29 protein-coding genes and 1 pseudogene are annotated in these 25,972 nt (G+C 61.1%); 13 read left to right on the top strand and 17 right to left on the bottom strand.

Annotated features, from left to right (window positions below; genetic code table 11):
* From ACFFWD_RS33620 to ACFFWD_RS33645, 6 genes are all read left to right on the top strand, one after another.
* Positions 1–660 carry a hypothetical protein gene (locus tag ACFFWD_RS33620; RefSeq protein ID WP_376972834.1) on the top strand — a complete coding sequence of 220 codons (660 nt, stop codon included), beginning with the start codon at positions 1–3 and terminating at the stop codon, positions 658–660.
* A gap of 2 nt (positions 661–662) precedes the next feature.
* Positions 663–848 (top strand): toprim domain-containing protein, encoded by a 186-nt coding sequence (locus ACFFWD_RS33625; RefSeq protein WP_376972836.1) that lies wholly within the window; start codon positions 663–665, stop codon positions 846–848.
* Between the two features lies 1 nt (position 849).
* Positions 850–1,692, top strand: coding sequence for a metallophosphoesterase (locus ACFFWD_RS33630; protein WP_376972838.1), 843 nt, complete (start codon positions 850–852; stop codon positions 1,690–1,692).
* Between the two features lie 220 nt (positions 1,693–1,912).
* Positions 1,913–2,155 carry a hypothetical protein gene (locus ACFFWD_RS33635; protein ID WP_376972840.1) on the top strand — a complete coding sequence of 81 codons (243 nt, stop codon included), beginning with the start codon at positions 1,913–1,915 and terminating at the stop codon, positions 2,153–2,155.
* Between the two features lie 165 nt (positions 2,156–2,320).
* Positions 2,321–3,184, top strand: a complete 864-nt coding sequence (locus ACFFWD_RS33640) for a DUF7693 family protein (RefSeq protein ID WP_376972842.1) — start codon at positions 2,321–2,323, stop codon at positions 3,182–3,184.
* 18 nt (positions 3,185–3,202) lie between these two features.
* Positions 3,203–3,451 carry a hypothetical protein gene (locus ACFFWD_RS33645; protein ID WP_376972844.1) on the top strand — a complete coding sequence of 83 codons (249 nt, stop codon included), beginning with the start codon at positions 3,203–3,205 and terminating at the stop codon, positions 3,449–3,451.
* Positions 3,452–3,635: 184 nt separating this feature from the next.
* Here the strand turns inward: ACFFWD_RS33645 and ACFFWD_RS33650 are convergent, their stop codons facing one another.
* Positions 3,636–3,782 carry a DUF1016 N-terminal domain-containing protein gene (locus ACFFWD_RS33650; protein WP_376973076.1) on the bottom strand — a complete coding sequence of 49 codons (147 nt, stop codon included), beginning with the start codon at positions 3,780–3,782 and terminating at the stop codon, positions 3,636–3,638.
* Between the two features lie 105 nt (positions 3,783–3,887).
* Between ACFFWD_RS33650 and ACFFWD_RS33655 the strand changes: the two genes are divergently transcribed.
* Both ACFFWD_RS33655 and ACFFWD_RS33660 read left to right on the top strand, forming a co-directional pair.
* Complete coding sequence (locus ACFFWD_RS33655; protein ID WP_376972846.1) at positions 3,888–4,169, top strand: AbrB/MazE/SpoVT family DNA-binding domain-containing protein; 282 nt, start codon at positions 3,888–3,890, stop codon at positions 4,167–4,169.
* Complete coding sequence (locus tag ACFFWD_RS33660; protein ID WP_376972848.1) at positions 4,150–4,539, top strand: type II toxin-antitoxin system VapC family toxin; 390 nt, start codon at positions 4,150–4,152, stop codon at positions 4,537–4,539. The genes ACFFWD_RS33655 and ACFFWD_RS33660 overlap by 20 nt, the downstream gene beginning before the upstream one ends.
* Before the next feature lie 570 nt (positions 4,540–5,109).
* Here ACFFWD_RS33660 and ACFFWD_RS33665 read toward each other — a convergent pair.
* Both ACFFWD_RS33665 and ACFFWD_RS33670 read right to left on the bottom strand, forming a co-directional pair.
* Positions 5,110–5,262, bottom strand: a complete 153-nt coding sequence (locus ACFFWD_RS33665; protein ID WP_376972850.1) for a hypothetical protein — start codon at positions 5,260–5,262, stop codon at positions 5,110–5,112.
* Between the two features lie 535 nt (positions 5,263–5,797).
* Entirely contained in the window at positions 5,798–7,060 is a 1,263-nt protein-coding gene (locus ACFFWD_RS33670) for a site-specific integrase (protein WP_376972852.1), read from the bottom strand.
* Between the two features lie 640 nt (positions 7,061–7,700).
* On the opposite strand from ACFFWD_RS33670, the gene ACFFWD_RS33675 reads away from it, so the two are divergent.
* Complete coding sequence (locus ACFFWD_RS33675; protein WP_376972854.1) at positions 7,701–8,558, top strand: hypothetical protein; 858 nt, start codon at positions 7,701–7,703, stop codon at positions 8,556–8,558.
* 116 nt (positions 8,559–8,674) lie between these two features.
* Here the strand turns inward: ACFFWD_RS33675 and ACFFWD_RS33680 are convergent, their stop codons facing one another.
* The 12 genes and pseudogenes from ACFFWD_RS33680 to ACFFWD_RS33735 form a co-directional block, all read right to left on the bottom strand.
* The gene (locus tag ACFFWD_RS33680; RefSeq protein WP_376972856.1) at positions 8,675–9,106 is read right to left on the bottom strand and encodes a hypothetical protein; all 432 of its coding nucleotides are present in this window, start codon (positions 9,104–9,106) and stop codon (positions 8,675–8,677) included.
* Positions 9,103–9,855 carry a hypothetical protein gene (locus tag ACFFWD_RS33685; protein WP_376972858.1) on the bottom strand — a complete coding sequence of 251 codons (753 nt, stop codon included), beginning with the start codon at positions 9,853–9,855 and terminating at the stop codon, positions 9,103–9,105. Before ACFFWD_RS33685 ends, ACFFWD_RS33680 begins: the two co-directional genes overlap by 4 nt.
* 518 nt (positions 9,856–10,373) lie before the next feature.
* Complete coding sequence (locus tag ACFFWD_RS33690; RefSeq protein ID WP_376972860.1) at positions 10,374–10,946, bottom strand: hypothetical protein; 573 nt, start codon at positions 10,944–10,946, stop codon at positions 10,374–10,376.
* Between the two features lie 172 nt (positions 10,947–11,118).
* Positions 11,119–11,268 (bottom strand): annotated as a pseudogene (locus ACFFWD_RS33695) (hypothetical protein); the annotation flags it as partial.
* 109 nt (positions 11,269–11,377) lie between these two features.
* On the bottom strand, positions 11,378–11,644 hold the full coding sequence (locus tag ACFFWD_RS33700) for a hypothetical protein (RefSeq protein ID WP_376972862.1): 267 nt from the start codon (positions 11,642–11,644) through the stop codon (positions 11,378–11,380).
* Between the two features lie 179 nt (positions 11,645–11,823).
* On the bottom strand, positions 11,824–13,902 hold the full coding sequence (locus ACFFWD_RS33705) for an AAA family ATPase (protein WP_376972864.1): 2,079 nt from the start codon (positions 13,900–13,902) through the stop codon (positions 11,824–11,826).
* A gap of 231 nt (positions 13,903–14,133) precedes the next feature.
* On the bottom strand, positions 14,134–14,724 hold the full coding sequence (locus tag ACFFWD_RS33710; RefSeq protein WP_376972866.1) for a hypothetical protein: 591 nt from the start codon (positions 14,722–14,724) through the stop codon (positions 14,134–14,136).
* A gap of 692 nt (positions 14,725–15,416) precedes the next feature.
* On the bottom strand, positions 15,417–15,689 hold the full coding sequence (locus ACFFWD_RS33715) for a helix-turn-helix domain-containing protein (RefSeq protein WP_376972868.1): 273 nt from the start codon (positions 15,687–15,689) through the stop codon (positions 15,417–15,419).
* Positions 15,690–16,084: 395 nt separating this feature from the next.
* Positions 16,085–16,579 carry a hypothetical protein gene (locus ACFFWD_RS33720; RefSeq protein ID WP_376972870.1) on the bottom strand — a complete coding sequence of 165 codons (495 nt, stop codon included), beginning with the start codon at positions 16,577–16,579 and terminating at the stop codon, positions 16,085–16,087.
* Positions 16,580–17,156: 577 nt separating this feature from the next.
* Positions 17,157–17,447, bottom strand: coding sequence for a hypothetical protein (locus ACFFWD_RS33725; protein WP_376972872.1), 291 nt, complete (start codon positions 17,445–17,447; stop codon positions 17,157–17,159).
* A gap of 27 nt (positions 17,448–17,474) precedes the next feature.
* Positions 17,475–17,762: a helix-turn-helix domain-containing protein gene (locus ACFFWD_RS33730; protein ID WP_376972874.1), complete on the bottom strand. Its 288-nt coding sequence runs from the start codon at positions 17,760–17,762 to the stop codon at positions 17,475–17,477.
* Between the two features lie 747 nt (positions 17,763–18,509).
* Positions 18,510–18,971, bottom strand: a complete 462-nt coding sequence (locus ACFFWD_RS33735) for a Y4kA family protein (protein WP_376972876.1) — start codon at positions 18,969–18,971, stop codon at positions 18,510–18,512.
* Between the two features lie 909 nt (positions 18,972–19,880).
* Here ACFFWD_RS33735 and ACFFWD_RS33740 point away from each other — a divergent pair.
* Entirely contained in the window at positions 19,881–20,321 is a 441-nt protein-coding gene (locus tag ACFFWD_RS33740) for a nucleotidyltransferase family protein (protein ID WP_376972878.1), read from the top strand.
* On the opposite strand, the gene ACFFWD_RS33745 is transcribed toward ACFFWD_RS33740, so the two are convergent.
* Complete coding sequence (locus ACFFWD_RS33745; RefSeq protein ID WP_376972880.1) at positions 20,318–21,229, bottom strand: LysR family transcriptional regulator; 912 nt, start codon at positions 21,227–21,229, stop codon at positions 20,318–20,320. The genes ACFFWD_RS33740 and ACFFWD_RS33745 overlap by 4 nt on opposite strands.
* Before the next feature lie 105 nt (positions 21,230–21,334).
* Between ACFFWD_RS33745 and ACFFWD_RS33750 the strand changes: the two genes are divergently transcribed.
* Positions 21,335–22,828, top strand: coding sequence for a CoA-acylating methylmalonate-semialdehyde dehydrogenase (locus ACFFWD_RS33750; RefSeq protein ID WP_376972882.1), 1,494 nt, complete (start codon positions 21,335–21,337; stop codon positions 22,826–22,828).
* 37 nt (positions 22,829–22,865) lie between these two features.
* Here the strand turns inward: ACFFWD_RS33750 and ACFFWD_RS33755 are convergent, their stop codons facing one another.
* A complete protein-coding gene (locus tag ACFFWD_RS33755) occupies positions 22,866–23,300 on the bottom strand; it encodes a MarR family winged helix-turn-helix transcriptional regulator (protein WP_376972884.1) in 435 nt (144 codons plus the stop codon).
* 265 nt (positions 23,301–23,565) lie between these two features.
* Between ACFFWD_RS33755 and ACFFWD_RS33760 the strand changes: the two genes are divergently transcribed.
* Both ACFFWD_RS33760 and ACFFWD_RS33765 read left to right on the top strand, forming a co-directional pair.
* The gene (locus ACFFWD_RS33760; RefSeq protein ID WP_376972886.1) at positions 23,566–25,245 is read left to right on the top strand and encodes an MFS transporter; all 1,680 of its coding nucleotides are present in this window, start codon (positions 23,566–23,568) and stop codon (positions 25,243–25,245) included.
* A gap of 223 nt (positions 25,246–25,468) precedes the next feature.
* A complete protein-coding gene (locus tag ACFFWD_RS33765) occupies positions 25,469–25,927 on the top strand; it encodes a tautomerase family protein (RefSeq protein ID WP_376972888.1) in 459 nt (152 codons plus the stop codon).
* Positions 25,928–25,972 lie beyond the last annotated feature (45 nt).

Below are 25,972 nucleotides of genomic sequence, written 5' to 3' on the forward strand. Positions count from 1 at the left end.
ATGGCCACCATGCAGAACTGGCGCATCGCCGCCAACGCCAGGCCCGGAGGCGTAGCATGGCAAGATTTCGTTGCCGCGCGTGCGGCCGAGAAGGCACATAGGCCTACGACCCGACGCGCCAGAGGAAGCCAAGACGAAGAGGTCGCGCACGTGAAGGTCATCACGATCATTGAGGACGGCGAGCGAGCGCGGTTGGTCTACGTAAGGGCCGACGGCGACGTGACGGTGTTCGACCGCGACCGCAAATTTCGCTTCCGGACCGACATTTCCGGTGCCGAGACCACATGGCAGCTCCTCGAGCGCGTGGTGCCTGCCATCGCTCATGCTGAGGCCGTCCGGCTCAACATCGAGGCCCTCGCCGATCGGTGCCGCACCGGCTGGCGCCCGGGATATCCGGACGAGATCGATCCCGAGGTCCCCCAACGGACGCTGCGGCGCGCGCGGTTCGGTATCGACCTGATCCGCTACCCCGAGCACGACGAGTTCTACAGCCCGGCGACGATTTTGATGGGCATCGAAATGGGCACGGGACCATCGACGAGCCTGGTCGGGAAGGCGGATGGAACGGCCTGCGTCACCGGAGAGATCCTCTGGATCGACGCCGCACGCGAGTGGGCAGTCTGCGGGGACGGCTTCTGGTGGACGCCCGCGGAGGAATAGCGATGGCCAGATTTCGCTGCCGTTCGTGCGGGAAGGAAGGCACCTTTGTCTACGAAGGTCGCCGCGAGTGTCCGAACTGCGGTTCGGTGGACGTGCAGTTTGCGGTCGGCATCGAGGAGTTGCCGGACGATGACCCCTTGATCGAGACGATGCGGCGCCTCGCCGAGGAAGGCGACAACGAGGACTAACATGCGATTGTGGATTCTGTCAGATCTGCACGTCGAACTGACCCGCGGCTGGGACCTGCCGCCCGGCGACGCGCGTCCGCAATTCGACGTCCTGGTCGTCGCCGGCGACCTCATTCCGCGCATGGAGCGAGGTGTCCGCTGGTTGCTCGAGCGGATACCCGACAAGTCTGTCGTCTATGTCCCTGGGAATCATGAAGCCTACGGAACAGATATTGATCGGACTGTTGAGAAGGCAATGGAAGCCGCTGAGGGGACCAAGGTGTTCGTGCTGCAGGATCGTTCGGTCAGGCTTGGCGACGTCACCTTCGCTGGCTCGACGACCTGGACGGACTTCGACCTGTTCGGCGACCAGCGCCGCGCAATCGCGGTGGCCGGCGAACGGATGAACGACTTCGGCAAGATCAGGACGGCGCGCTACGAGCTGCGCTTCCTGCCACACCACGCCTATGCCCGGCATCGACAATCCCGTGCGTTTCTAGAAGGCGAGATGCGCAAGCCGCGCAGCGGGCCTCTCGTGGTTGTCACCCACCATGCGCCGATGCCGAGTCGCGTCTACCGGCTGGGCCACCACTCTCCCACCGCGCGTCTGTCCGATGACGAAGTCCTGACCGCAGCATACCGCAGCGATCTGACCTCGCTGATGTGGCCAGCATCCATTGCGGACGGCAAGCCCGCCCTGCGGCCCGCCGACGTGTGGATCTTCGGGCACACGCACGAGTCCGAAGACACCGTGATCGGCTCCACGCGCGTGGTGTCGAACGCCAAGGGCTACGGACCCTGGCTGCCTCAGCAGCGCGTCTGGGACAATCCGAACTTCGACCCAAACTTCGTTATCGAAATTTAGAGAGAGGTTGGCCATGACAGACATCGACGACCACTCGAAACCCACCGACGCAAGGTGCCCTACCGTGGTTTGGTCTGCGCGCCCATCCACGATCGTCGAAGCATTTGCCGACCGCCGGCCATTTGTAGCGGACGAGTTGGCGTAAACACTTCAATTGTGCGGCGCCCGATCTCGCACCGTTGCGCGGGAAAGTGTTTCGCTTGTTCGGAAGGAGATAGGGATGCTGGTGATCACGGTCGACCTCATGCCGGGCGGGTACGAGCCCATGCGGCGCACGATCGCTGCAATGAGCATCGCGAACATTTCGGATCTGGCGGAGGTCTCGGACTATCGGATCGAGGCGAGCGAAACCAGCAATCCGCTTGCCGGCACTCCGCCGCGCACCATTCGATGCCTCGTCCGCGGGCACGCTCGCGCACAATCGTATGGGCTCTACTGGCGAAGGCCTCTGAGGAGGTCGTGAAGACTCCCCCGTCGAGTTCGAGCGACGTCGGCTAATGCTCCTCCAGATTTGCCCGCGGCGGGCTCGGTGTGCCGCGTGATCAGAAGGATTGATCCGACCAACCGGCTTTCGGCCGCAGCAGATCTGGCGTGTCCACGCTGCCGCTGTCGGTTCCAGGAGTTCGACATGAGTGCAGGTGCGTTAGAGGGCAACGATCGCCAGTCGATGGGACTTGTGACCGACCACGCGGAGTGGAAGCCGGTTGTCGCCGCATTGGAGTCCGAGGGACTTCCCGCATCCGCGGCGACGATCCAGCAGGAACACAGGTGGGATCGGGAGGCGGTCCGGTATTTTATGGGCCCTCACGTCGAGATCGACATACGGGATGCCCGCACCTGGGCGATGAACGAATCCGAGCGGATCGAGCTGGAAGCAAAGCTTCGCGCGGCCGCGCCGCCAGAATGGAACGGGCCTGACCTTGTCATCGTGTGGCGCCGGCCGGTGGCCGAAGAATGGGCGGCGGCTTGGCTCGATGCGATCGACAAACTCTGGCGCGAGTGGCGCCGCCGACGCGTCTCGAATGACGCGTTTGAGAACGCTCGAGAGGCGCTATCCGTGCTTCATCACCGGGTTTGGGACGAAGCGGAAGATCACGGCCCGCTCCTGCCGAAGATTGGCGAGATCCTGACCGAGGCACGCCGACATCCGCCAGCGGTAAGACAGTTTCCGCCCTTGCCGCCAAGTGGAATCGATGTTGCAGAGGTGATGGACGTCTTACGGCGCATCGCGAACGGGTCCGCTCGCCCTCAAGTCGTCTTTCCATTGAATGGCTGGAGGCATCTTTATCATGGTGTCGGCGAGTTCACCGTGGACGACTGGTCGATCGAGGCGTTCAAGCGCAATTTCGGGATGAAGTACGTGCAGGAGGCTCGCGCGCCGGACGGGCGGACCGGCGACTACAAATCGTTTGCAGCACGCGAAGGCAACCCATTCAGCCTTCTCGAAGACGACGAGCAGGACGCCATCTGCGAAATCCTTGAACGGCTTTAGTTGTTGCGAGGTCTTGGAATGTCCGAGGTCACCTACTACGTCGCTCTGTCTTTCGTCGCGACCGGCGACGGCATTGCACCTGGCGAGGCTGTCGAGTGCTTCAATCCAGACTGGGCAGTAATGCGCGCCGAGGCGTTCTCCCGCAAGCCCGGGTACGTCGGCGCGCTCGCGTTTAGCCGAACGGGTGATCCGACCACGGGGGATTTCCGGGACGCCAAGATCATCCTCAAGTTCGGCGACGTCCCAGATGATCTGAGCACGTTGTGATGCTGTCCTCCGGCGGCTCCCTGCGCCGTCCGCGCCGACGCAATCTTATGCGAGCACGACCTCGCACGGTGAGGAACTGAGCATGACTCAGGCGGTGACCAGTGACTCACCGGCGCCCCTGCCAGTTGAACTCCTATGGCAGCGCGGATGCCCGTCGCGGCACTGTGTTTCAGGACTAGGCGGCCTACTTTGCCCCCATTAGAGGACCAACTTTGCCCACGGCTGCACTCCCATAAGCCGCTGCAAAATCACGCACATATCGGAGATTGCGCGCCGAGAAGCCTTTCGCACCGGGAAACTCCTTTTGAAGGTCCTCGGCCAGACGATCGATGACCCGCTTAACTGTTTCTTACGTTGAACCAGCGGCTGGACGGCCGCTCTTGCCATTCCGCCGAAGCCCTCCTATCTTACTTTCGTCTTACCAAATGAAGCCGCCATGTCCGCCAAACAGAAACTGACGACCACCGTCTCGACCAAGGGCCAGGTGATATTGCCCAAGGCGATCCGGGAACAGCGGCACTGGCCTGCCGGAACGGAACTGATGGTGGAGAATACCCCCGAGGGCGTATTGCTGAAGGCGAAGCCCGCCTTTGCGCCCACCCGGCCGAAAGACGTATTCGGCTCCCTACCGTATAAGGGGCCGGCAAAGTCGATCGCGGATATGGAGGCAGGGATCGCCGCCGAGGCGAAACGGCGGCATGCTCGCAATCGATACTAATCTCATCGTGCGGTATCTGGTGGGCGACGATCCCGGACAGGCGGCCCGGGCACGAAGGCTGATCGACAACAACGACGTCTTCGTCTGCACCACAGTCCTGCTAGAGACCGAGTGGGTGCTGCGGAGTGTATATGGGTTTTCCGCGGCCCAGTGCGCCAAGGCCCTCTCCGATTTCGCCGGGCTGCCGCGCGCGAGTCTGGAAGATGTAACCGCCGCGGCCAAGGCGTTGGCCTGGATGCGGCGGGGTGTGGACTTTGCGGATGGCCTGCATCTAGCCAAGGCGGAAGGCTGTGAGGCCTTTATCAGCTTTGACCAGGATTTCGCCAAAGCCGCCAACACCCTCGGCAGCATCAAGGTGCGCGCGCCCTGACACCGGGCACGCGGAGCGCACGGAAGGCTATAGCGGACATCCTTTGAATGGCGGCACCCGGTTGCGGGTCGCTGGGGACGAGCTAAGGTACGCGCTTCCAATAGCTTGGCGAGTATCTAGGGGACCTACTTTGCCCAGTGCCGCAGCGGATGCAGCCATAGGCATAGTTCGTCCCCTACAAGTTTGTCCCTATGGGGGCAAAGTAGGTCCCCTACTCGGCGCTGCCATCGATCACAAAAACCCCGCCGAAACGGCGGGTTTTTACTTCTGGACGGCTGATGCTTTGCCGATAGGCCGCTTCGGCAGGCAGACCAACGCCTGCCGCGACTTTGGAACTGATGTTTGAAGAAGGCGTTTGGCGAATTCGGATGGGTAGGTCGGGCCGAGAACCCCAGCGCTAGTGCGGCCGCGATCAGCATCGCCGTTCGCGACATAGTCGCCGGCCAACCTTTCCGCTTCGTGCTTCAATCCGTATCCGTGAGCCAGGCCTGTGGATCGTCGCGATGACATCCCGGCGTGCGAACTTCGCCCCGACATCCTGGTCCGCCGCGGCCCGGTCGGAGACCGGACCTACATCGACGACCCGATCGTCGTGATCGGGGTCATGCCGTCGAGAACCAGCCGAACGATGTGCTCGCTCATGCAGAAGGCCCGGTGGGCGGCCTGCGGGATTGTAACTTGGCCGTCGGCCGCGGCTTTGACCGGCGTGGCGCCATCAAGCAACCTGGCCAGAAAAGTATCCAGGTCCTCAGGGGCGAACTGATCGGCCGCGCCGTGCTCTCGCTCCTGCGAGGGGACTCGGATCTTGGTCGAGTCTTATACCTGTTTGATATTTGATGTTTCCTACCACGCAGACTCGTAGTTCGAATTGGGGCTCAGCCGGATAGCGTTGCTGTGGTAGCACCCTGACATCTTCAAACAAGACGCTTCTGCCACTGTGGTGTGAGGAATGAAGCGGCCGATGAGCGACGCCGAAGTGGCTGTGATCCGGGAAGCTATCGAGCTGACGCGCATTATTATTGGCCAAGAATTACTTGGCTTCCTGGCCCGGTACAAGCCAGCGTTCTGTTGACCGCGAATAACCGCTCAAGAAGGCAAGTTGGGACTCGGAAAGCAAGCCAAGACGCCGAGCAAGAGCCGCATCGAGCTCACGTTCTCATTCCTTTCGACTACTAAGCAAGCCCATTTGCCTGAAGGTCTAGACGCAAAGCTCCTCCCGCCGCAAACAGGCGGCGAGGCGGAAGCGAATTCCTTGCGGTTAGGTAACGATCTCGATGCCGCGCTTGGCCTTCCTTTTGCGAAAGCGGAGGCGCTGCTTCTGTCCCTCCATCGCGGTCTCCTGATTCTTCTCGATGTAGATCTGAACCGAGTCTTCGGTGAGATGGATACTTTGGCTCATGATCTGCGTGGTCGTCAGGCCGGCAGTGCCCGATTCCGTCAGACCGCCCGTCCGGAACTGGGTCGGTGTCAGGTGAGGCAATCCAGACTCCTTACAGATATTCGCCACGGCCTTGTTCAGCCTCCAGTTCGTCCAAGGCCTCGGCTCGTCGGCCGCCGATTCCTCGCAGACGAAGAGCGGCCCGGAAGTGCGATTGCCTTTGAGCTTGTCCAGGCGTTCTATCAGGGCAGGATACAGCGCCTTACCGTCGTCATCGCGCAACAGGAAATACCGCTCCTGATACACCTTTTCTGCGCGCACGAGCACCTCCTCCTCGTGGTGGGGACCGCGGTAGTCGCTCACGGTCATTTTATAGGGAAAGTGGCTGACGCGCGCTTCCATTTCCCATGCGAACAGTACGATGGCCGACAGAGAGAAGAGGCCCTTGCAATCGGCGGCGCGGACGAACGTCGCGAGCTGACGAAGTGTCACGGCCGGCGCGCCTTTGGAACGGTGCGGCATATAAGCACCCGCGAACGGATTGACGCCCTTTGGGAGCAGGTGCGCGTGCTTTCGTTTAATAGCGTTCACCATTGCCCGAAGAGTGTGTATGTCACCCCGCGCCAAGCGGCTGCGCTTGCGCTGTACAGTGTTGCCGTCCTGGTCGATATCGGTGACGAAGAGGTATTCTTGGTAGAAGTCGTCCACCAATGCAGGGGTTATCAGGGTCATCGGGATGTCCCCAAAGGACCGCCCCGCAAACGGACCCGACTGCATCACGTGCGTGCAGCAGCGCCGGATGCTATCGTGATAGACTCTCTGGGTGGACTGAGCGAGATTCTTGAAACGAACGGTGCCCTGGTAGATTCTGGACGCCCATGCAAGTGTCCCGTAAAGGGGCCCGGTCTCGATCGGGATCCCTACCGAGTTCTGGCTTCTGGCCTCGAGCAGCGGTAGCACCTCTCTGTCGTACTTGGAGAGAGCTGCCATGAGGTCGGTGCCAAGCGTGAGATACGGCATAGGGAAGTCTTCCTGCCGCATTCGCGTCGACGCTTCAAATCGGAAAAAAACTCTCTGCTTGGACTCGGACCAGTGGTGGCGCACGTAAGGCGGTAGACGGACGAACTGAGCAACTTGGAACATCTGCGGCTCCTCTGGCTGGGTTTGACGCCTCAACGTTGCATACGCAGCGCGGCAGATTGGCCTGAATGCCACCAGATTTTTTGGAAGAACGAAACTAACGTCGGGTAGCGCAGAATGGTAACGCTAAGAAACGCTAAGGTTAGCTCCGCTGCACGGTTGTGGACGAACAGGTCGCAAGGTGAAACACCGTTACCAATTCCCGCTCTAGAGTCGGGATGGCTCTCAGCGAGCCGAGTCGGGATAAGTTGAGAGAGCCTATTAAAATAGGCATAACTTGCGTCGATCGAGGTGGAAAAGGAAGTAGTTGAACCTGCATAACGCCTTGGGCCGAACTCGGTAAGTACTTGCAAATACTGGCGTCGCAGACTCCCGTCCCGACTCGAAATCTACGAAACTTGCCCCAATACCAAGGACTCGCGAGACAAGAGTCGGGATAAACTCGGCGTGAATCCTTATTGCAGATCGATTCGAACCCGACCGAATTGAACCGCCGGAATCACCGCGTTCAATTGAACTTCTGGCACCAAATCACTAGGATCGCAAAGAACTCGGGTAACGCCGTGTTACCATTGCATGCGCGCGCTCTGGTTGCGTATCGAACACGAACTACGCGACTGGGTGCGAGCCATGGAGCGATGGCATGACGGATCTTGCTCAGGTCCGGATCGCTTGTGTTTACGTCCTGATGCAGTTCGGAACAGTCAGCGACCGGAAAGTTCGCGATTACATGCGAGCTCGGGGCCAGAAACCGGGCAGAACCAAAGCGTTCGCGGACGCGATCAAAGCCTTCAAGAAAGAGCTGGAGGAGCTGGAGGAGGTGACGGAGCTGGGGTCGGTCATCCGAGAATGGCTCGAGAAGTCCGCCACGGAGCTCAAGCGGCTTATTGCAACTAGCATCCTCCTCAAGGCGGAGCTGCCACGCGACGCCGCCCGGCGACAATCACGCAAGCTCCCGGAAAGGCCGGAGCCGGGGCGCAAGCAGAAATTTGTCGTCCTGAAAAACGCCGTCGAGGCGATCCTCGCCCGACACCGGAAGGGCAGCAGACTGGTAGCCACCCCGCTAAGCGGCAGGGAAATCCTCCGCCGCCTGCCCAGCGAAGTCGCCGGGCTCTCAGACAAACCCCACATCAACCGCGACCTGAGCAAAGCCGCCGCATTGTCGACCGTTCTGTACCGGCTGAACGGCGGCAAGGGCAAATGGTGGCGGAGCGACCGCGATGTTCCGCCGGGGTACGGGTCCGGAAAAGCGAAAAGACGTTACGTCCCACGTGGGACCGAGCTTTCGCAGACCCGGATGGGCAATCGTCCCATTATGGAAGAAGCGGTGGCGTTCATGATCACCGCGGGGCGTCGGGTGAGCCGGCCGGAAATTATCAAAGCCTTGGGCATTCCCGCCCAAGACCGCGACGGATTCGTGCTGATGCTGCGCAACCATTTGCGTGCCAAGCGTCCTCGCTTCAGCCGCGACCGCGACGGGTTCTTCTACGTTAAGCGTTAATAGAAAGGGCGCGGATCTGGGAGGACCCTAGCGGGAGAACCAATGCGGATCTCTCCCGGATCATCGGTGGTAGCCTGCATTCAAGCTCGACCTTCCGCAACTTGCGGGAGCGGCGGCTATGCTGTCTCCAAACCATCCTCATTCAAGTCCGCTTGCATCCCGCGATGCCGGGCAACAACGAAGGCTCTGACGGCTTCCCGCGACCACACCACCTCCAGCCTAGCGCCCCGCCCGCGCACGGCCCCGGGGCGCGGGGCTGTGCCGTCGGCGATCGCCTTGCAGAGCTGCCTCGTCGTGTCGAAATCCAGCAGCGCTGCCACCATGTCCGCGCGCAGCTCGAACGGCCATGCTCCGCTGGGCGGGAATCTGGCGGGCCGATTCGTCACCCTGACGGTCTGTTTGCGCAGACCGGCGTGGACGTCCTGCACGCCTTTCGCCGAGCCCGAAGCGGCGGCGCACACCGAGAATGCAGGACCGCTTGCTTGCCGCCCGATCCGCGCCTGGCGCTGAAAACATGGGCGACCGTCGATCGGTCGAGCATTCGTCATCGCTTCGCTCCGGCACGGCGGGATGAAGCCGAGTCCGCCGGCGAGAGAAAGCGGATGTCGAAGTGATCGGCGATCTCGTCGAGCGAGATGGTGAGATCATCCGACTCGGAATTGTCCGCTGCACCATCAATGATTCCGACCGTAGCCGTGGCGATGTCTTTCGACGCCGACGACCGCGCCACATGCGCGCGCAGCACCAGTTCGACGGCACGCAACTCTCCCGCAATGCGCCGTCGCGCCCGCGCGGAGTGCGAGCCTCCCCAACAGAAGGCGTATCCGCCCACCCAGCCGTTGCACGCGTCGATCACGACCATGTCGACGAGGGCGCTCTCGCCCGCGTCGTCTCCGCACGGGAGCGAGCCTCCGATGTAGGCCCCCTTCGCCCGGTGCACCCGTCGTCGGCTCTCCGCGGTCAACGGGACCCGGACGTTCTGACGGACGGCGTATCGGCCCGATCCGCGCAACGCTTGAGCCAGCTGCGCGCGTAGCAGGTCGTTTCGGCGAGCGGCCCTCGCGTCGATGCGGACCCTTCGCCTCGTTGCCGGAACCGTATCCACTGACGGAGGCGCGACGACGATCTGGTGGATTCTGGCATTCATCGCAACGCCCGCGGCGAGCGCGCTCGGCGTCATCTCTTCGTTGCCCTGCAAGTCGCTCACCGCGACGTCGAGCCACTTGCCCGGCACGCGCAAATGACCTCGCGGCGAACCCGGATCATCGTGCCGACCCGTAAGCGCCGGACTCTTCATGTGGCGTCCTTTCTCTTCGATAGGTCACAGTCCAGGGCTCCGCCAAGACGTGCCGTCCTATTGCGCGCCGACCTCCTCAACGAGGAGGCCGCTCGGGACGGTGATACCCACGTCGCGGCTTGAGCCGAGGTACATCGCTGCGTCGGTGAAAACGAACGATCCAGAGTATTGTGATCGCGAATGTCGCGATGAGGCCGCGACCGCACCCCAGGGCTGCGCGCGAGCAAGCAGCGATGCCTGCAGGACCTCATCGGCCGCTCGGTGCCCAATCATTGGCCGCAGCCTGCACATCCCCTCTCAATTGCGTGCATGTCGCCGTCACCCGTGGCAGCGAGCTCAACGTTCTTCCCGAGCCGATCGATCGTCGAGACATCCGTCCATCTTCTGTTTCGACCGGAAGAGCTCTGACGGTTGGCGAGACACCACCGCCAGGAAGCCGGAGCAGCCGGCTGTCGCCGGCTCTCCCCCTGCCACGCCGGGCCACGCCATGCCTCGCCGGGCCACGCCCCGCCACGGAGCTAGTCCAAACACTCCACCCGGAAACGACCGAATTTCGGACGCCAATCTCCCAGTCCACGCGCGACCCCGCTTGCTACGAAGATGTCGGCAATGAGCGGCCGGCTCAGCAGTCCAGGCAGATAGGATGCCGTAAACTCGACGTTCCACGTGTCGAACCGCGGCCTCGTTCTCATGGTTCGGGCGCTGCCCACCCGGACCGGCACGCGCAGGCGAAAACGCTCGTGCTTCCACAACTCGTCGACGTCCTGTGGACCGTCATAAAAGAGCCGAGCCGGGCCATCTACCTCGATCCCGGCCGCCGCCTGCTTTCCTCGACGCTGCATTCTGGCGCCGGCCAGGAATGCAGCCTCGATCGCTTCGGCCGGAATACAGGGCACTCCTTGATCCAACCAGAGGCCGCCGAACCACTCGATGCGGGCAATTTCCCGATAGTCAGAGGCGGTCTTCAGGCGTTTTCCGGTGATCCGGGCGAGATCGCGCGAGATCGGATCCAGCGGATCGCAAAGCCGGCCGGAATGCATCAGCAAGGGCCGCACGCCGATCAAGCGCAAGGAAATGAATTCGCTGGCCATCGGCTTCTCCATGGACCGGATCAAGGATTTGGGTGGCGAGGACGAGCGGACGTATGACGTCAGCCCGTTTGGGAATGTGCGACGCATACCGACGCTCCCGCAGCATGGCCGTCACGCCGCGATGGCAGGTCGCACAAAGCGTGATCAGATCCTCCCGCCGCTCCGCGCCGAGCCTCTCGTAGGTGCGGTGATGAACCTGCAGCTCGGCTTCTGTTCCACTTGCGTTGCAGATGCGACAGCGCATTCCGGAGGCGACCAGCTCCTGAAGCCGAGCTGGATTGGCGCGCCAGGCTGTGCTCGAGATGTATTTGATGTAGTCCATTTTGGTCCGCCCTTATCTAAGGCGCGCATCGTTGTTGCGCGCAGGTAAGGAAGACTTCCCCGATCGTGGCAAGAAGTGCTTGTTTCAAGCATGAGACGAGCGTTGCGGGTCATGGTTTAGTTGGTTGGACGCTATCCATGTCTGCGATGACTCGGGCGACGAGCTTCCAGACGCTCTGGCGCCGCGGGTGATGATGCACGATGAATTTGCGCGCCTGAGGTGGGGTCCCCGCCACGGGGTTCGCGCCCTCGGTGACGCTCACCAAATAATCGCTGACGTCGGCGAGATTGCTGATATTGCCGATCGTCATTCGTCCAATGGTGCGGCGGGATTTTGTTGCGCCACTGGGTAAGATCTCCACAGTCACCTTGAGCATGCGCTGGATCTCCATGGGAGATGAACGTGTACGTCGCCGTACTTGGGCACATCTCCGCTTGCGACGTTTCGGGCGGTCTACAGGATGGCGCTTGCCGAGCCAGAGCACCTGGTTAAGGTGATCAGGATACCAGGCAACAGCCTTTGGCCTTGTTGCCGCGAGTATTTCTCGGCGCGCCGCTATGAAATGGATGCGATGCTGCGCACCGGGTGACCTTTCAAGAGCTCATCGATCGCAGTGCGATTCAGGTAGCCAGTCGTCTCCAATCGCCGCGCCACCGCCTCGACGACGCTGCGGTTCGTCGCGATGAGTTCGCGCGCTCGCGCCAGGCAGCCCTCGAGGCGCTTGGCGATGAGCGCGACGACGGACGGGTCATGAATCAGCATGTCGGTGGCGCGCTCGGAGAAATGTGCGACCCCCAGCGCTCCGAAGCCAAATCGAAGTTCGAGATCGATTGCCGCCCGCGTCGCCCGTGCGAAATCGCTGTCCTCACCAATACCGGCGCCGACGGTCGCCTGGGGGCTACCCAGGATCACCTCCTCGGCGGCGCGACCTGCCAGGAGGGCGGCGATGCAGTTTTCGATTCCGGGCTGGGTCTGCGAATTCGTCCACGACAGGTTGCCGTGGGTGCCGGCACCGCGATCGAGAATCGTCAGAGCTTGCGGCTCGAACACGGCCAGAGCAACGCCGACGACAAGGTGCCCAGCTTCGTGCACCGCAAACGACCGCCGGAGATGTTTGGGCAGTGCTTCGCGCCCGGACCTGACCTCGTGCAGCACATCTTCGAGCACAAGAACGCGGCCGGCGCGGCGGGCACGCGATTTCGCGCGCCGGACCCACGCCTCGACGTCGGCGCCGGTCTTGCCCGCAGCCGCAAGCGCGACCGGCGTCAGATCCTGATCGGCCAGCAGGTCGGCGCCGAGATGAAAGCGAAAGATGGCCAACAGCGCCTCGGCGTCGGGCAGCTGGATCTCGATCGTGCGATCGAGACGTCCCGCCCGCCGCACGGCGGCATCGATGTGGTCGGGATGATTCGTCGCCCCGATCACCACGACGCCCGGCCGCTCCTCAATGCCGGCCAACAACTCGAGGAGCAGGTTGACGAGTTGGGTCCAATACTCCTTGTAGTCGGATGTTAGGTTGGCGCGATCCGAAATCCCATCGAGTTCGTCGATGAAGAGGATACAGGGCGCGAGCTGGCGGGCCTGCGAAAACGACTCCTTGATCGCACCGAGCGTGCCCGACAGATAAGCGGCCGAGTTCCAGTCGGCGACGGACGTGCTTACCAGCGGCAGATTAGCGGATTTGGCGAGCGCCCGCGCATACTGCGTCTTGCCGACGCCCGGCGGCCCGACCAGCAGCAGACCCTTTTCGATGCAGGTCCAGTCGAGACGGCCCGCCTGGTATTCGCGCAGGTCGGCGACGAGGTTGAGCCCCCATTCGCGCGCTTCACCGTAGCCGGCCAACTCTTCAAGGCACGGACCTTCATGCGCGAAGAAGCTCTTTGTCGAGACGATTTTTTCGAGCAGCTTGAGGCAATCGTCCGGGCTGCGATCGGCGCGGACGGAGAGGGCGAGATCCGAAATGTCGATCGCGCGCACCAGTTCATCATTTGGCGCATCGTGCGGCCGCTTCCCGGTCACGGCTTCGATTACGAGGACAATCGCGGAGGCGTCGAGCTGGCTCAGGGCAAGGTTGTATTCGGCGGCACGAAGCATGTCGCGCGGCAGGTGTCGGCGTGGATCCGGCGCGACGCCGAAAATGGGCGCGCGGGCGTGGAGCGCGTCGCCAACAATCGTATTGCCTCTGTCCGGCCGATGCTCGCTCATTGTCCCGTCCCGACACAGCAGCAGCACGGGCCGGTGATGGTGATCCGGGGCGAACGACCGTTCATCGAGTGGCTTTGCCTCCTTGCCGAACGCGCAGGTCTTCAAGACCTGTTTGACGAGTGAGACCAGCTCGGCGCGATGCGTCGCCAACGCGATCACCGGACAGCTTCGACGCAGGTCGCGGGTCAACCCGTCAATAGGCTCGATTGTGCGGGCGACCAGGACCGCGGCGGCGGCGAGATCCGCCCGGATTGACGTTCGTCCGACGGAGGCTGGTGCGATCGCCAGATCATCGATCAGCTTCTCGATGGGGTCGTCCGGATCGCCGCCGCGCAGAAGCGGCCCGCTGTTCGCGCCAGCTTCCGCCGCCAACATGTCGAGGTAGGCGCGTCCGAGCAGGTCGCGCGGAGGTGACAGGTGCAGGTTCATGCTTTCACTCCGTGGAGCATGGTTCGGGCAGGCCCGACGGTCGCATGCGCCGCCAATGGTCGCGGCAGGCCGTCGATTGCGATAGGTGTTCGACCGGCGTGCAGCCCGGTCGCACAACATAGCTGGGCCGGTCCGACCGGCGCAGCCTGTGCCACCGGCGATTGGCTGGTGGCGCCGCAAGGACCGTGAGGCGTCGTTTTCGTTGCCTTGGCCGATGTGAGGTGTTCTGCTCTAACGCGCGCGCACGATGGTGCGTGCGCCCAATGGCACCTCGCTAAGGTCAAGGTCGACGAGTGCTTCGCACGCCAGCGCACAGACGGCCGCGATGACATCGCACGTCGGTCGGGCGCGTTCCTCGAGGTCGTGTATCGATTGCGGACCGTCTTCGGCGAGCACCGCCGCGATCTTCAGCCTGTTGTGCACGGATACAGGGAAGCGCTCATTGTACCAGACAGCGCGTGCGTTGGAGCACAGCGGCTCACACCTGATGTCGGCCGCGTCGCGCTCAAGCAAGCGCAGTCCGTTCGATTCGAGCTGATCGGCCAGCCGGACGTGCTGGTCATCGGTTCGGGCCGGCCGCATCACACAGACGGCAAGAAGGAAGTCGCCGTCGATCCTTTCAAGCACAGCGCTCTTCACCATGGCCGGCGTACCATATGGGTTCGGAGCCTTCCGATAGTGAATCGCGCGAACCGCAGCGTCAAGGCCCGCCTGGAGGAGCGCGTCACGTTGAAGAGCGCTCCCGATCGGAATTGCGACCGTGCATTTTGGGCTGGTGAAGGAAGTCGAGGCAGCTTTGCGAGAAACCTGGTTGCCATGCATGATGCGGTGTCCTGATTATGTTGCGGGAGGCAGTTGCCGTAATCGGGACGGTGATGATCGATGAACATGGGGCGTTCCTTCCATCGGTTGGAATCGGAAGCGGCACGCGCCGCGCGACTGGACCGTGCGGCGCGCGTGTGTGCGGCGTCGCTCAATATGAGCGCTTTGGCGACATGGACTGTGCGGGCGCGGGGACCTGCCAGCGCGCTAGACTAGCGTGAGCTTCGAGTATCCGGCGTTTTGTCGGATTCGGATACGGCGGCGAACGTCGACGCCATTCGGAGCGCCTGTTCCCGCAACGAGGGTGTCGTCATAAGTTGTGTGCGATACGTTAAAACGTGTCACATAATTGCGCCGAAGTTAGGGCAATCTGTCGCGGCAAGTGGAAAATCGTTCGGCGCGGAATGTTTGTCGATCGAACGTGCTCCATGTCGATGAATTCGGCAGCCCTGATCGCTCCGGACGGGTCACCCGCGTTCCATATCATGTACCTGGTTGCGGCGGAGCATCTCACGCCAGGCATGACAATAGCTCCGAGCTCTTTCGCGTCGCACTGTACCCGGGCTTGACCTCAGGGGCCGGCGGTGGTGCCGGCTGGTTCTCCGGTGAGAATCCCGAGCGGCGCTCCGCATCGGTTCGCTGCCGCCCGATCTCGGCTCTCGGCTCCGAGGTGGAGCGCAGCTTTCAATACGTCAACGAAGGCGAGGCTGGCGCTGCTCCTGACCGTCGGGCTCGAACAGGTCGGTGAACTCAACGTTCAGCGCGATAGCGATCTTCAGAAGGGAGTCGAGCGTGACGTTGGCTTCTCCGCGTTCGATCTGGCTGATGAGCGCCTGCCGAATGCCGGCTTCATCAGCCAGATCGCGCTGGCTCATCTCCGAAGCGAGCCGCAGTTCCCTGACCTTGCGCGCGAGCAAGTCCCTGAGCTGTTCCTGGTTTCTGTCGAAGGATTCAGAGTCGGTCACACTTGCTCCGGGGAATCCTTGTATCTTGCCTCCACGGCAGGACGAGGCATCAGTGTGCCATCTCCATTGACACACCGCCAGAACAAAAGGGCAGTCATGATCGACCCGTTTGCGGTTCAGCGCCAATCCTTGTCGCCGACCGCCAAACGATACTCTCTTCCGACGAAAGCCGACGCGGCCTCGAGCTGGTTGTCCTGCCGACGAGCCCGTCGACGAGCGGCGTGTCGTCACGCTTTCAGCGCCTACAAAGCGAGACGGAGGACGAACCGCTGCCGTCCGAACGCGCTCAGGCAATTCCGCAGTCCGGAGCCGTACCTGATATATCCGCCTTAGACTTAGCGAAGGCGAGCGATGTCCAGCAGCCTGATCGTCGGATGACCATCGTTGCAGCTCCGCTACCGGACCTGCGACTGCCCGTATCCACACTCAGGATCTTGAGCGATCCGCAACGGATCGGTGGCAGGCAGCCACTGCAGAATCGATGCTTGAGCGCCTCCGTGGCGGGAGTTGCCTTTGCGTTGCCCACTCATATCCTGGATCAGCGCGCCAAAGAACTTGTCCGCCGTTCCAAGATCCTCCGCGCAGCTGCCGCCTACGACCTCGGCGAACAATTCCAGCACAACGCTTCCGACAAGTGCGGGCTCATAAGCCGCCGCAATTTCAGTCACATGCTCCAGCATGACCTGCGGAATCGCATCCGCGGTAACGAGCAACTTCTCGATATGGACGCGATGATCGTGCCGCCAGGTGCGCCACATGCTGTGGCTGTACGCAATCGAAAAACTCTCTGGCGGTAGAGCGTCGACCTTGACCTGATCGAGCTCAATCGCGGCAGACAACCGCTTGAGAAAGTTCTTGATATCTTCCGGCGTCAACGTCTCGGTCAACATGGCTCACTCTCCTGGTTATCGCCAACTGCAGCTCGCCTTGTGCATCGCGGCCTAAGCGTCCGTTCTGCTTGGATCGAACGGTATTTGCCACGACGACACACCTCAAACGCCGGAGGGAAGCTAAGGCGAGTTAGCTTCCCTCTGGCGAAGTTCTCCACATCTTTGTTTTCAGCGCGCAGAAAGAGGTGGCTAGGGGTTGAGCATGAACGAAGCGTGAGTCCGCGGCCGTCGGCTCATCGCCGAGTGGGAGGTCCGCACGGTACCTTAGCGCGAACGACCGTGTCGAACTAACCTGCCTCTGATGTGCGGGCGTCAACACAAGGAAGACCGTAATCACAACGCGAGCGGACAAGTCCTTCAGTAGACCCGAAGGCAGCGCGCCTCCCCGTTCTAATTAGGCGCATGAACGACCGTCCCACGAGTTCGCGCACGTCGAGCCGGAAGCAAGTGGAGAAACTGCCCCCGTGGGCCGGAACACGCCGCCAGCGCGTCCCTGGCACCAAACGATGATTTGCCTCCCGAGTATTGGGACGCTCTTGAACGCCCTCCGCCGACGACATCCGTCCGGCTGGCCCCGTTAACCGGACGCGGCGCCTTTGCGACATCCGTGATCACGTGCTGCATCTTTTTTCGGCGATGCAGTCGGCTCGGCGAGATCCAGAAAGCCGACGCCGTTCGATTGGATGGTGAGTGCGCCATTTGGCGGGACGTCGGACAACGCCCGTTGAACGGAACTTGCACGCAGCGGAAAGGACGCCACGAAGCGAACGACTGCCGGCCGTTCGTTTGAGCACACCTGATGGCGCCGAAGCATCCCCATGCCTTTGTCCGGCGGCGACAGAAAGGCCTTGAACAAGGAAATCAGCAAGGCGCGTGCGAGGGATCCTGGCCGCCGTCACCGCCCGCGGCGGCTTGGCGGCCGCTGGGCGCGCAAGACCGCCCCGGCCCGCTTCACAGCCGGCACCGCCAATAGATCTGCAACCTCGACCCTCAGCGCCGTCGCCACCTTCTCCAGCGAGCCCAAAGTCGGGTTGGCGGTGGCGACCTCCATGGCGCTGACCAGCGCCTGGCGCACCTTGGCTTCGGCGGCCAGATCATCCTGCGACCACGCCCGCTCGAGCCGCAGCCGGCGCAAATTGCGGGCAAGCAGTCGCTTTGCGTGGATCGGATGTTGCCGCCTCATCCGGCAGGATGATGCATTTGCGCGTCAGACGCGCCACACGCTATAGCGTTTAAAACACGCTATAGCGTGTAGGGCGGCCCTCCGTGAACCCCGCCGGACACCCCGTGATGATCAACCGCCAGCCCCTCCGACAATCCCGCCCGGTCCTGACCGCTGATCTTGCGGGCACTTGCCTCTCCGGTCAGGCTGTCGACTGCACGACCTTGAGATCTTGTCGCCGACCGGTCACTCCGTCGGAGTGGCATCTGGCGGCCGAACCAGATTCATTGGCGCGGACCGGCAGGCATGGTCAACGACAGCCACGCCCCAGCTGAGACCCAGATCAGGGCTGAGCGCATGCGGGCCGCGTGCGGCGAGCCGTACGGTCGCGAGCGCGTCGGCGCAAAACAGCCTGATCTTGATGGCCGTCGGCTTGACCGCGCCGCCTGCCGCCGCCCTTGCCTATGGTGTGCACTCCTTGGTGTACTGTAGGGGAGAACCGATCACCCCACTGCCACTCTGGGCATTCGGGAACCGTTTGCGCGGAGCGAACTCGGTATTCGTATGTTATTCTCTCCGCAGACAGTGCCAAGCTTCGGTCGCTGGCGTTCTTACGTCATTAGCCGTCCGAAGCACCAATCACTGGCGCCGAAGCGATGTGCGCTCTATGACGCGGACGTGGAGGCGAACAGCCCGATGAAATGGCCACCACGCCACTGGACGAGAAGTCTCATGATGGCACGAACAAGATGCTCCAGGACGAACCAGCTATTCGCTTACGGGTGGCACCGAGCCGGCAGAGAACGAGCATGGTGATCGCAACAGCGAAGGCGTTCGCCTCCAATCGCTTGGTCGATGAGAGAGTGAGCGGGGCCCTTTCGGCGCAAAGACAATCTTCGGCGAAGCGCCGCCGCCGATCGTCGTCGTGAATTGCAGTTGCTGAACCATGCTGGGCGGCCCTTTCTTCACAGTCGCCACATCCTTGTTAAGCTCGTCGAGATTTTCGAACAGGCTCATCAAGGTGAATTCTTTGATCAATTTGGCGAGCCCAACCTTCCCAGCGATCGGATAAACGAAATCTTCGGTCCTAACCAAATGGCTCATGCAATAACTTTCACTCGTTTTTTGAACGAGGCTTCCAAAGTTGTCCGTGATCGTAAATGACCATTCATTCTGTCTCTGCCTGTCGAAATTGCCGGTAAGGCCGAGGGTCACAAGGGAGACAATCATAAAGTGTACCGATCTTTCCCGGGCTTAGGGGCTAGAACAGCGCACTTACGCATCGCCGCCAACATGCATGCATCAAATTCAGGAGCTGCGGCGCGTTCGCTCGGTGTTCCAACCAACGCGTGCCATGTTGGGGAAAACCGGCGAGTGCGCCAGGGGAGCCCCCTGGACCCCGGCGCGCGATCGCGCGCAGGACTATCGGCTTGCCCCAAATGCTACAAGGCCAAGGAGACCTGATTGCGCGGACCGCTCTCGCCGACGAACACGACGTCCGGTTTGAGCAAGCCGCCGCAGGATGACGGACGGCAACGCCGAGCTCGACGACCTGGACATTTCGGACTTCGCCGTGCCGTTTCGCGCCGGCAATGCGGTGGCATCCAGGCCGGCGCAGGGGGCGTTGAGGAGTACTAGCTCGTCCTGAAAGTCGACGCGCCACGTAGTGGCCGAGCAGGCCATGCAGAAGTCGCTGTCCGGTGCGTAGACATCCTGTTGCGCTTGGCAGGCCGCCAAAGGAACGGAAAACTCACCTACCTGACACCAGCCGTCGCGCACTAATTTGACGCCCGTCGGGGTTGCCGTTGGCATTGTTTGCCCGAACAAGACCGCCGCGACAAAAACGACAGCAGCAGGAGTGTTTCCGGCAGAAGGCTGCCCAGCGCTATCCAAATCGTACCGCACGTCGCACGGAACGCGGCACGACTGAATAGCTTGCTGTGTACCAGCGAGCGCGAATAACGCGCCAAAAAGCGCAGCCTTCATAAAATTCTCTGCCCCAGAAATGCCCTGGTACCCACTTTAGACACTAGTTCGCAGAGGTTGCAACGGGGTCAAGTAGCAATTTTTTGGCAAGCCGTCGATATTCGGGGCCTAGCGGGACGGTGCGGGAGACTAGCGATGTGCTAACTTTATGCCATGGACATGCGCGACGAGTGGGTCACAGCTCTCGAAAATTGGGCCGCCAATAACGAGAGCGTCGCAGAGCTTTGGCTGTTTGGTAGCCGAGCGAAGAACACGTCTCGTCATGACAGTGACATCGATATCGCGCTCTTAATGATGCCGCCAATCGGTAAAACAAACTGGGCTTTAGCGAACTATGTCGAAAACTTCGACGAATGGAAGGCCCAGCTTCGCGATGCGGTCGACTGGCCTATTAGCCTGGTTGCGATCGGGCCAAAGGAAGACATGGACAAAGAAGTCCGCCGAACCGGAATTCGGTCTCTGGTCTTGAATCGCGCCTGCGACGTAGAAACAGCGCCTTCATCCCTGATCCGGCCCACAGCCTCTCGGACCCGGTTTCAAATTGATAATTCAACCGATGAGCCTTACGTTAAGGCAGAGACTGCTCTCTATTAGCTTCGACCTTCGACGCCAGGTTGCTTCACCAAGAATTGGCTCTTGGCCTGCCGGACGGTCGTTATGATATGCTGGTGCACGGCTCGCACGCGTGGTGTGTCATGCGTGTCCGGGTGCGAGATTAGCCAGTAGCTTCGGACGAAATTTTCCCGCGGAAGTATCCTGCGTAGTTCTGGATAACGCGCGGCGGCATAGTCGTGAAGGATGCCGATGCCGTGCCCAGCGCGGACTGCCTCGATCTGCCCCATCACGCTACCGCACTCGAAGCGGTGGCTCGTCAGCGTATCAAAGTTCGAAGCGTAGTTTAGAGCGGGACTGTAGATGATATCGTCAATGTACGTTACGAGCAGATGTTGTGAAAGATCGGTCGGAGAAGTGACCGGAGATGAGTTCCGGATGTAATCTTCGGCTGCATAGAGGCCCAAGCTGTAATCTGTCAGCTTGGTACAAATCAGCTTACCCTCCTCGGGTCTCTCAAGCGTCACCACGATGTCGGCCTCCCGCTTCGCCAGCGAAAAGATCCGGGGAAGCGGCTCCAGCTGGATCTTTAGGCCGGGATTGGTAGCTGCGAAGGCCCCTAGCTGCGCGGCGAGGAAGTAGTTGCCAAGTCCGTCGGGCGCACCCACACGTACGGTGCCATCCAATCGGTCCGAGGCCTCTGCAAGCTGTGAGCCCGCCCGGAGAAGCTCGGATTCCGCACGCTCGGCGGCTGCGAGAAATAAGACGCCGGCGGGAGTGAGCGATGACCCCGTCGTCGCCCGATTCACAAGCTTCGTCTTCAGATCTTCCTCAAGCGCGGAGAGCTGGCGGGCGACGGTCGCATGATTGAGCCTAAGCCGCCTCGCCGCACGGAGGATCTGACCCGTTCGCGCCACCTCGAGGAAAATCCGCACCCGGTCCCAATCCATTAGGACACTCTATTTTGCGCACAACGGAGCCGCAATGCTTCGCATTGAGAGAAACAGTCTCTCGCGCTCAAATCCAACCACGATTTCGATCGGAGGAGCCATGCGATGACAACCCAGATACCCCACTACGTTGACGGACGCCGCGTTACCGGCCGGAGCGGTCGCGCTTCTCCGGTGTTCAACCCCGCCACCGGCGAGCAGACCGGCGAGCTCGGCCTCGCGAGCACCAGCGAGGTGAATGACGCGGTCTTCGCGGCTAGCAAAGCGGCGCCGGCGTGGGCCGACACTTCGCCGCTGCGCCGATCGCGCATTCTTAACCGGTTTCTGCGCATTGCTGAAGAGCGCATCGACGAGCTCGCCGCGGTGATCACAGCCGAGCATGGCAAGATCCTTTCCGACGCCAAAGGCGAAGTCCAGCGTGGCCTCGAGGTGGTTGAATTCGCCGTCGGTGCGCCGAGCCTCTTGAAGGGGACGATCAGCGAAAACGTTGGCTCGCGCGTAGATAGCTACGACGTCCGCCAGCCGCTTGGCGTCGTGGCGGGAATCACGCCTTTCAACTTTCCGGCAATGGTGCCTATGTGGATGTTTCCCGTGGCGCTCGCGTGCGGTAATACCTTCATTCTTAAACCGTCCGAGCGCGATCCTTCCGCCGCGTTGCTCCTTGCCGAGTGGCTGACCGAGGCCGGTCTTCCCCCGGGGGTCTTTAATGTTGTGCACGGCGATAAGGAAGCAGTCGATGCGATACTGAACAACCCGGAAGTGATGGCAGTTAGCTTTGTGGGATCCACGCCTATTGCGCGATACATCTACACAACTGCCGCTGCGAACGGAAAGCGCTGTCAGGCCCTGGGCGGCGCCAAGAATCACATGATCATCATGCCTGACGCGGATCTCGACCAGGCTACGAACGCGCTGATGGGCGCGGCTTTCGGTTCTGCCGGCGAGCGATGCATGGCGATCTCAGTTGCAGTTCCGATCGGCGAGCGCACGGCGGATGCCCTGCTTGAGAGATTGGAACCAAAGGTCCGCGCGCTGAAGATCGGCGCCGGCAGTGACACGAACGCCGAGATGGGTCCGCTGGTGACGCGGCAACACCTCGACAAGGTCCGCGCCTACGTCGAGTCCGGCGTCGAAGAAGGCGCGCATCTCTTGGTGGACGGCCGCGATTTCCGATCCAATCAGAGCGGGTACTTCATCGGCGGCACGCTTTTCGACCACGTGACTTCAGACATGAAGATCTATAAGGATGAAATCTTCGGGCCGGTCCTCAGTGTCGTGCGCGCGCCTGACTATGCCACCGCCGCGCGGATGATCAATGAAAACGAATATGGGAACGGCACTGCGATCTTCACCCAAAACGGTGACGTTGCGCGTGAATTCGCCAACCGCATCAAGGTGGGCATGGTCGGTGTCAATGTTCCGATCCCTGTCCCAATGGCATTCCATTCGTTCGGCGGCTGGAAGGCCTCGCTATTCGGAGACCATCACATGCATGGCCCCGAAGGTGTTCGGTTCTATTCGCGGCTGAAGACCGTTACGAGCCGTTGGCCAACCAGCATCATGGAGGGCAACGAGTTCGTGATGCCCACCCTCTCTTGACATTTCGTCGGCGCGCTCCCGGGCGCGCCGACGCACGTCATTCCGCGATCTGAAGGGACTCGAGCGCCTCAATGAGGCGCTTATTGGTAGAGGATTTGACATATTCCTTCAGGTGTGCCTCGACCTTTGCCTGAGCCTTCGACCAGGCTGGCATCGCGTCCTGAAGCTTTTTCTTGCCGCGATCGCTCAACTTCAGGATTTTCTCTCTCGCATCGTCCGCGCCCGCTGAATAGTCGATCCAACCGGCGTCGATGAGAAGCTTGACGCCTCGCGACATCGTAGACCGCTCAAGTGCAAGTTCGTCCGCCAATGCGGTCAATGTCGCCTCGTGTAGCCTCGCCAGGCCGCGGAGCATCGAAAACTGTGTGATGCGCAATCCCTGCGGACGGAGCGCGTCGTCGTAGATCTTGGTGAAATTGCTCGATGCCCTCCTCAACTGAGTGCAATAGCAATCGGTGTACATCTGTTTCATCTAGCCGCTCCTCCGGCTCTCAAAGCCGAAAATACACGCACTTGGACGCTCTTCGCATCCGCTTGACTCTTGAGTTAGTTGCGTGTACACGCAACTAACTCAAGAGACTCAAGAGTCATTTCGGTCGCTCCTGGCCGACCTTCGCTCATGTAGTTGTGTATACAAGCAACTCGCGCGCAAGGCAAGGCAAGGAGGAGCGGACCAGGCCCCGTGTCGGGCCAATCAAAAATCAGAAGATTCTTCAATCAATCATGGAGGAACGACAATGACGGTCACTGCAATTAGCGAGCGAAGAATCTCCAAAGGCATAAGCAGCGATGTAGCGAAGGTCATCTTCGCATCATCGCTCGGCACCGTCTTCGAGTGGTATGATTTCTATCTATATGGCTCGCTGGCGACGATTATCAGCAAACAGTTCTTTTCCGGCGTAAACGAAACCGCCGGATTTATCTTCGCCCTACTCGCTTTCGCGGCTGGTTTTGCCGTCCGGCCCTTCGGCGCTCTCTTCTTTGGCCGCATCGGCGACATGGTGGGCCGCAAATACACCTTCCTCATCACGATCGTTATCATGGGTCTGTCGACCTTCGTCGTTGGTGTCCTGCCCACATACGCGAGCGTTGGCGTCGCCGCGCCGGCCGCACTGATTGCTCTACGCCTGCTTCAGGGGCTGGCGTTGGGCGGCGAGTACGGAGGCGCCGCGACCTACGTGGCCGAGCACGCTCCTGACCACAAGCGGGGCGCGTACACGGCCTGGATCCAGACGACTGCGACGCTTGGCTTTTTGCTCTCCCTCCTCGTCATCCTGGTGACCCGTATCACGATCGGGGAAAGCGAATTCGCTGCCTGGGGCTGGCGCGTACCGTTCATCGTTTCCCTCGCCCTGCTCGGCATCTCCGTTTGGATCCGTCTTTCATTGACAGAATCGCCGCTCTTCCAACGGATGAAGTCGGAAGGGAAGACTTCGAAGGCTCCTATCCTCGAGGCCTTTGGACGCTGGTCCAATTGCAAGATCGCGCTCGTCGCGTTGTTCGGCCTGGTCGGGGGCCAAGCGGTTATCTGGTACACTGGTCAATTCTATTCACTATTCTTTCTTACACAGACGCTCAAGGTCGAGCCCGTCACCGCAAATCTGTTGATTGCAGCGGCATCGGTGATCGGTACGCCACTGCTGCTGCTCAGTGGCGCGCTCTCAGACCGCATCGGCCGAAAGCCCGTTATCCTGTTGGGTTTCCTCGGGGCGATCGTCCTTTATTTCCCGCTCTTCCACGGGTTGACGCGTTACGCCAATCCTGCCCTGTTCGAAGCTCAGCAGAATGCTCCCGTCACAGTAGTGGCCGATCCTGCGCAGTGTTCGTTCCAGTTTAACCCTGTTGGGACGGCACAATTCACTCACTCTTGCGATATCGCCAAGTCGTTCCTTGCCGGTGCCGGCGTGAGTTACGCAAACGAAGCAGGACCCGCGGGATCCGTCGCCGTCATCAAGGTCGGCGACAAGAGCGTGGAGAGCTTCGAGGCGTCGGGATTGCCCGCCGGTGATGCGGCGAAGAAGAACGCTGAATTCAAGAAGTCGCTCGGAGAAACGATCGCGGCCGCGGGCTATCCGCTCATGGCCGATCCCGCGCGGATCAACTATCCCATGACTCTATTGATTCTCGTGATGCTCGTCGGATTGGTCGCCGTCACCTATGGGCCGATCGCCGCGACGTTGGTGGAGTTATTTCCGACTCGCATCCGCTATACGGCGATGTCGCTCCCGTATCACATCGGTAACGGTTGGTTGGGTGGTTTCCTGCCTACGACCTCCTTCGCGCTCGTTGCCGCCTACGGCAATATGTTCGCTGGCCTCTGGTATCCGATCGTGATCTCAGCCGTATCGCTGGTGATCGGCTTCTTCTTCCTACCAGAGACCAAGGGCCGTCCTTTGGATCAACAATCAGCGGATTGATGTGGTTCGAGCTGTGCCACACGACTTGCAGACGACAACTACGACGGCGTCCGCGACGAAAGGCGACCCAGCGGACGTCGCGCAAAATTCGATCTCAGATGGCGGGGCCACCGGACGAAACCCGCCTAGCACAAGGTAACGTTCGTCCATCGGGATAAGCGGCGCACTACACTCTCTAAATCATAGTCGATTTTCAAAGCAGTCAAACGAAAGGAAGACTAGAATGCCCAGCTATATCGTCACATGCGTGGAAGGGCGACTGAGCGAGTCGCAGAAGAGCGAGATCGCGGAAGCTGTGACACGCGCTCACGGTGATTCGACCGGAGCGCCCTACTATTTCGCTCAGGTCACGTTTAACGAGGTGAAGCCCGGCAACTATTTTCTCGGTGGCACGAAGCTTAACTCCGATCACATATTTGTGCACGGCACGATCCGCGATGGCCGTCCGACCGAGATGAAGAACGCACTTATAACCAGGCTGACGGCCGATGTCGCGATCGCGTCGCAGATGAAAACGAACTGCGTTTGGGTCTATCTGTCTGAACTTCCTCCCGGCCAAATGGTCGAATTCGGTCGCGTGCTCCCCCTGCACGGAAAGGAAGCTGAATGGCAAGCGGCGCTGCCCGAGTCCGAAAAGACGCGCTTAGAACGCATCGGTATCCGTAAGGAAGCGACAGTCTAGATCGGCGTTTGCCGTGCGCTCCGCCATCGAAGCCGAATTACAAAG

Source organism: Bradyrhizobium erythrophlei (assembly GCF_042430365.1).
Classification (GTDB): Bacteria; Pseudomonadota; Alphaproteobacteria; order Rhizobiales; family Xanthobacteraceae; genus Bradyrhizobium; species Bradyrhizobium erythrophlei.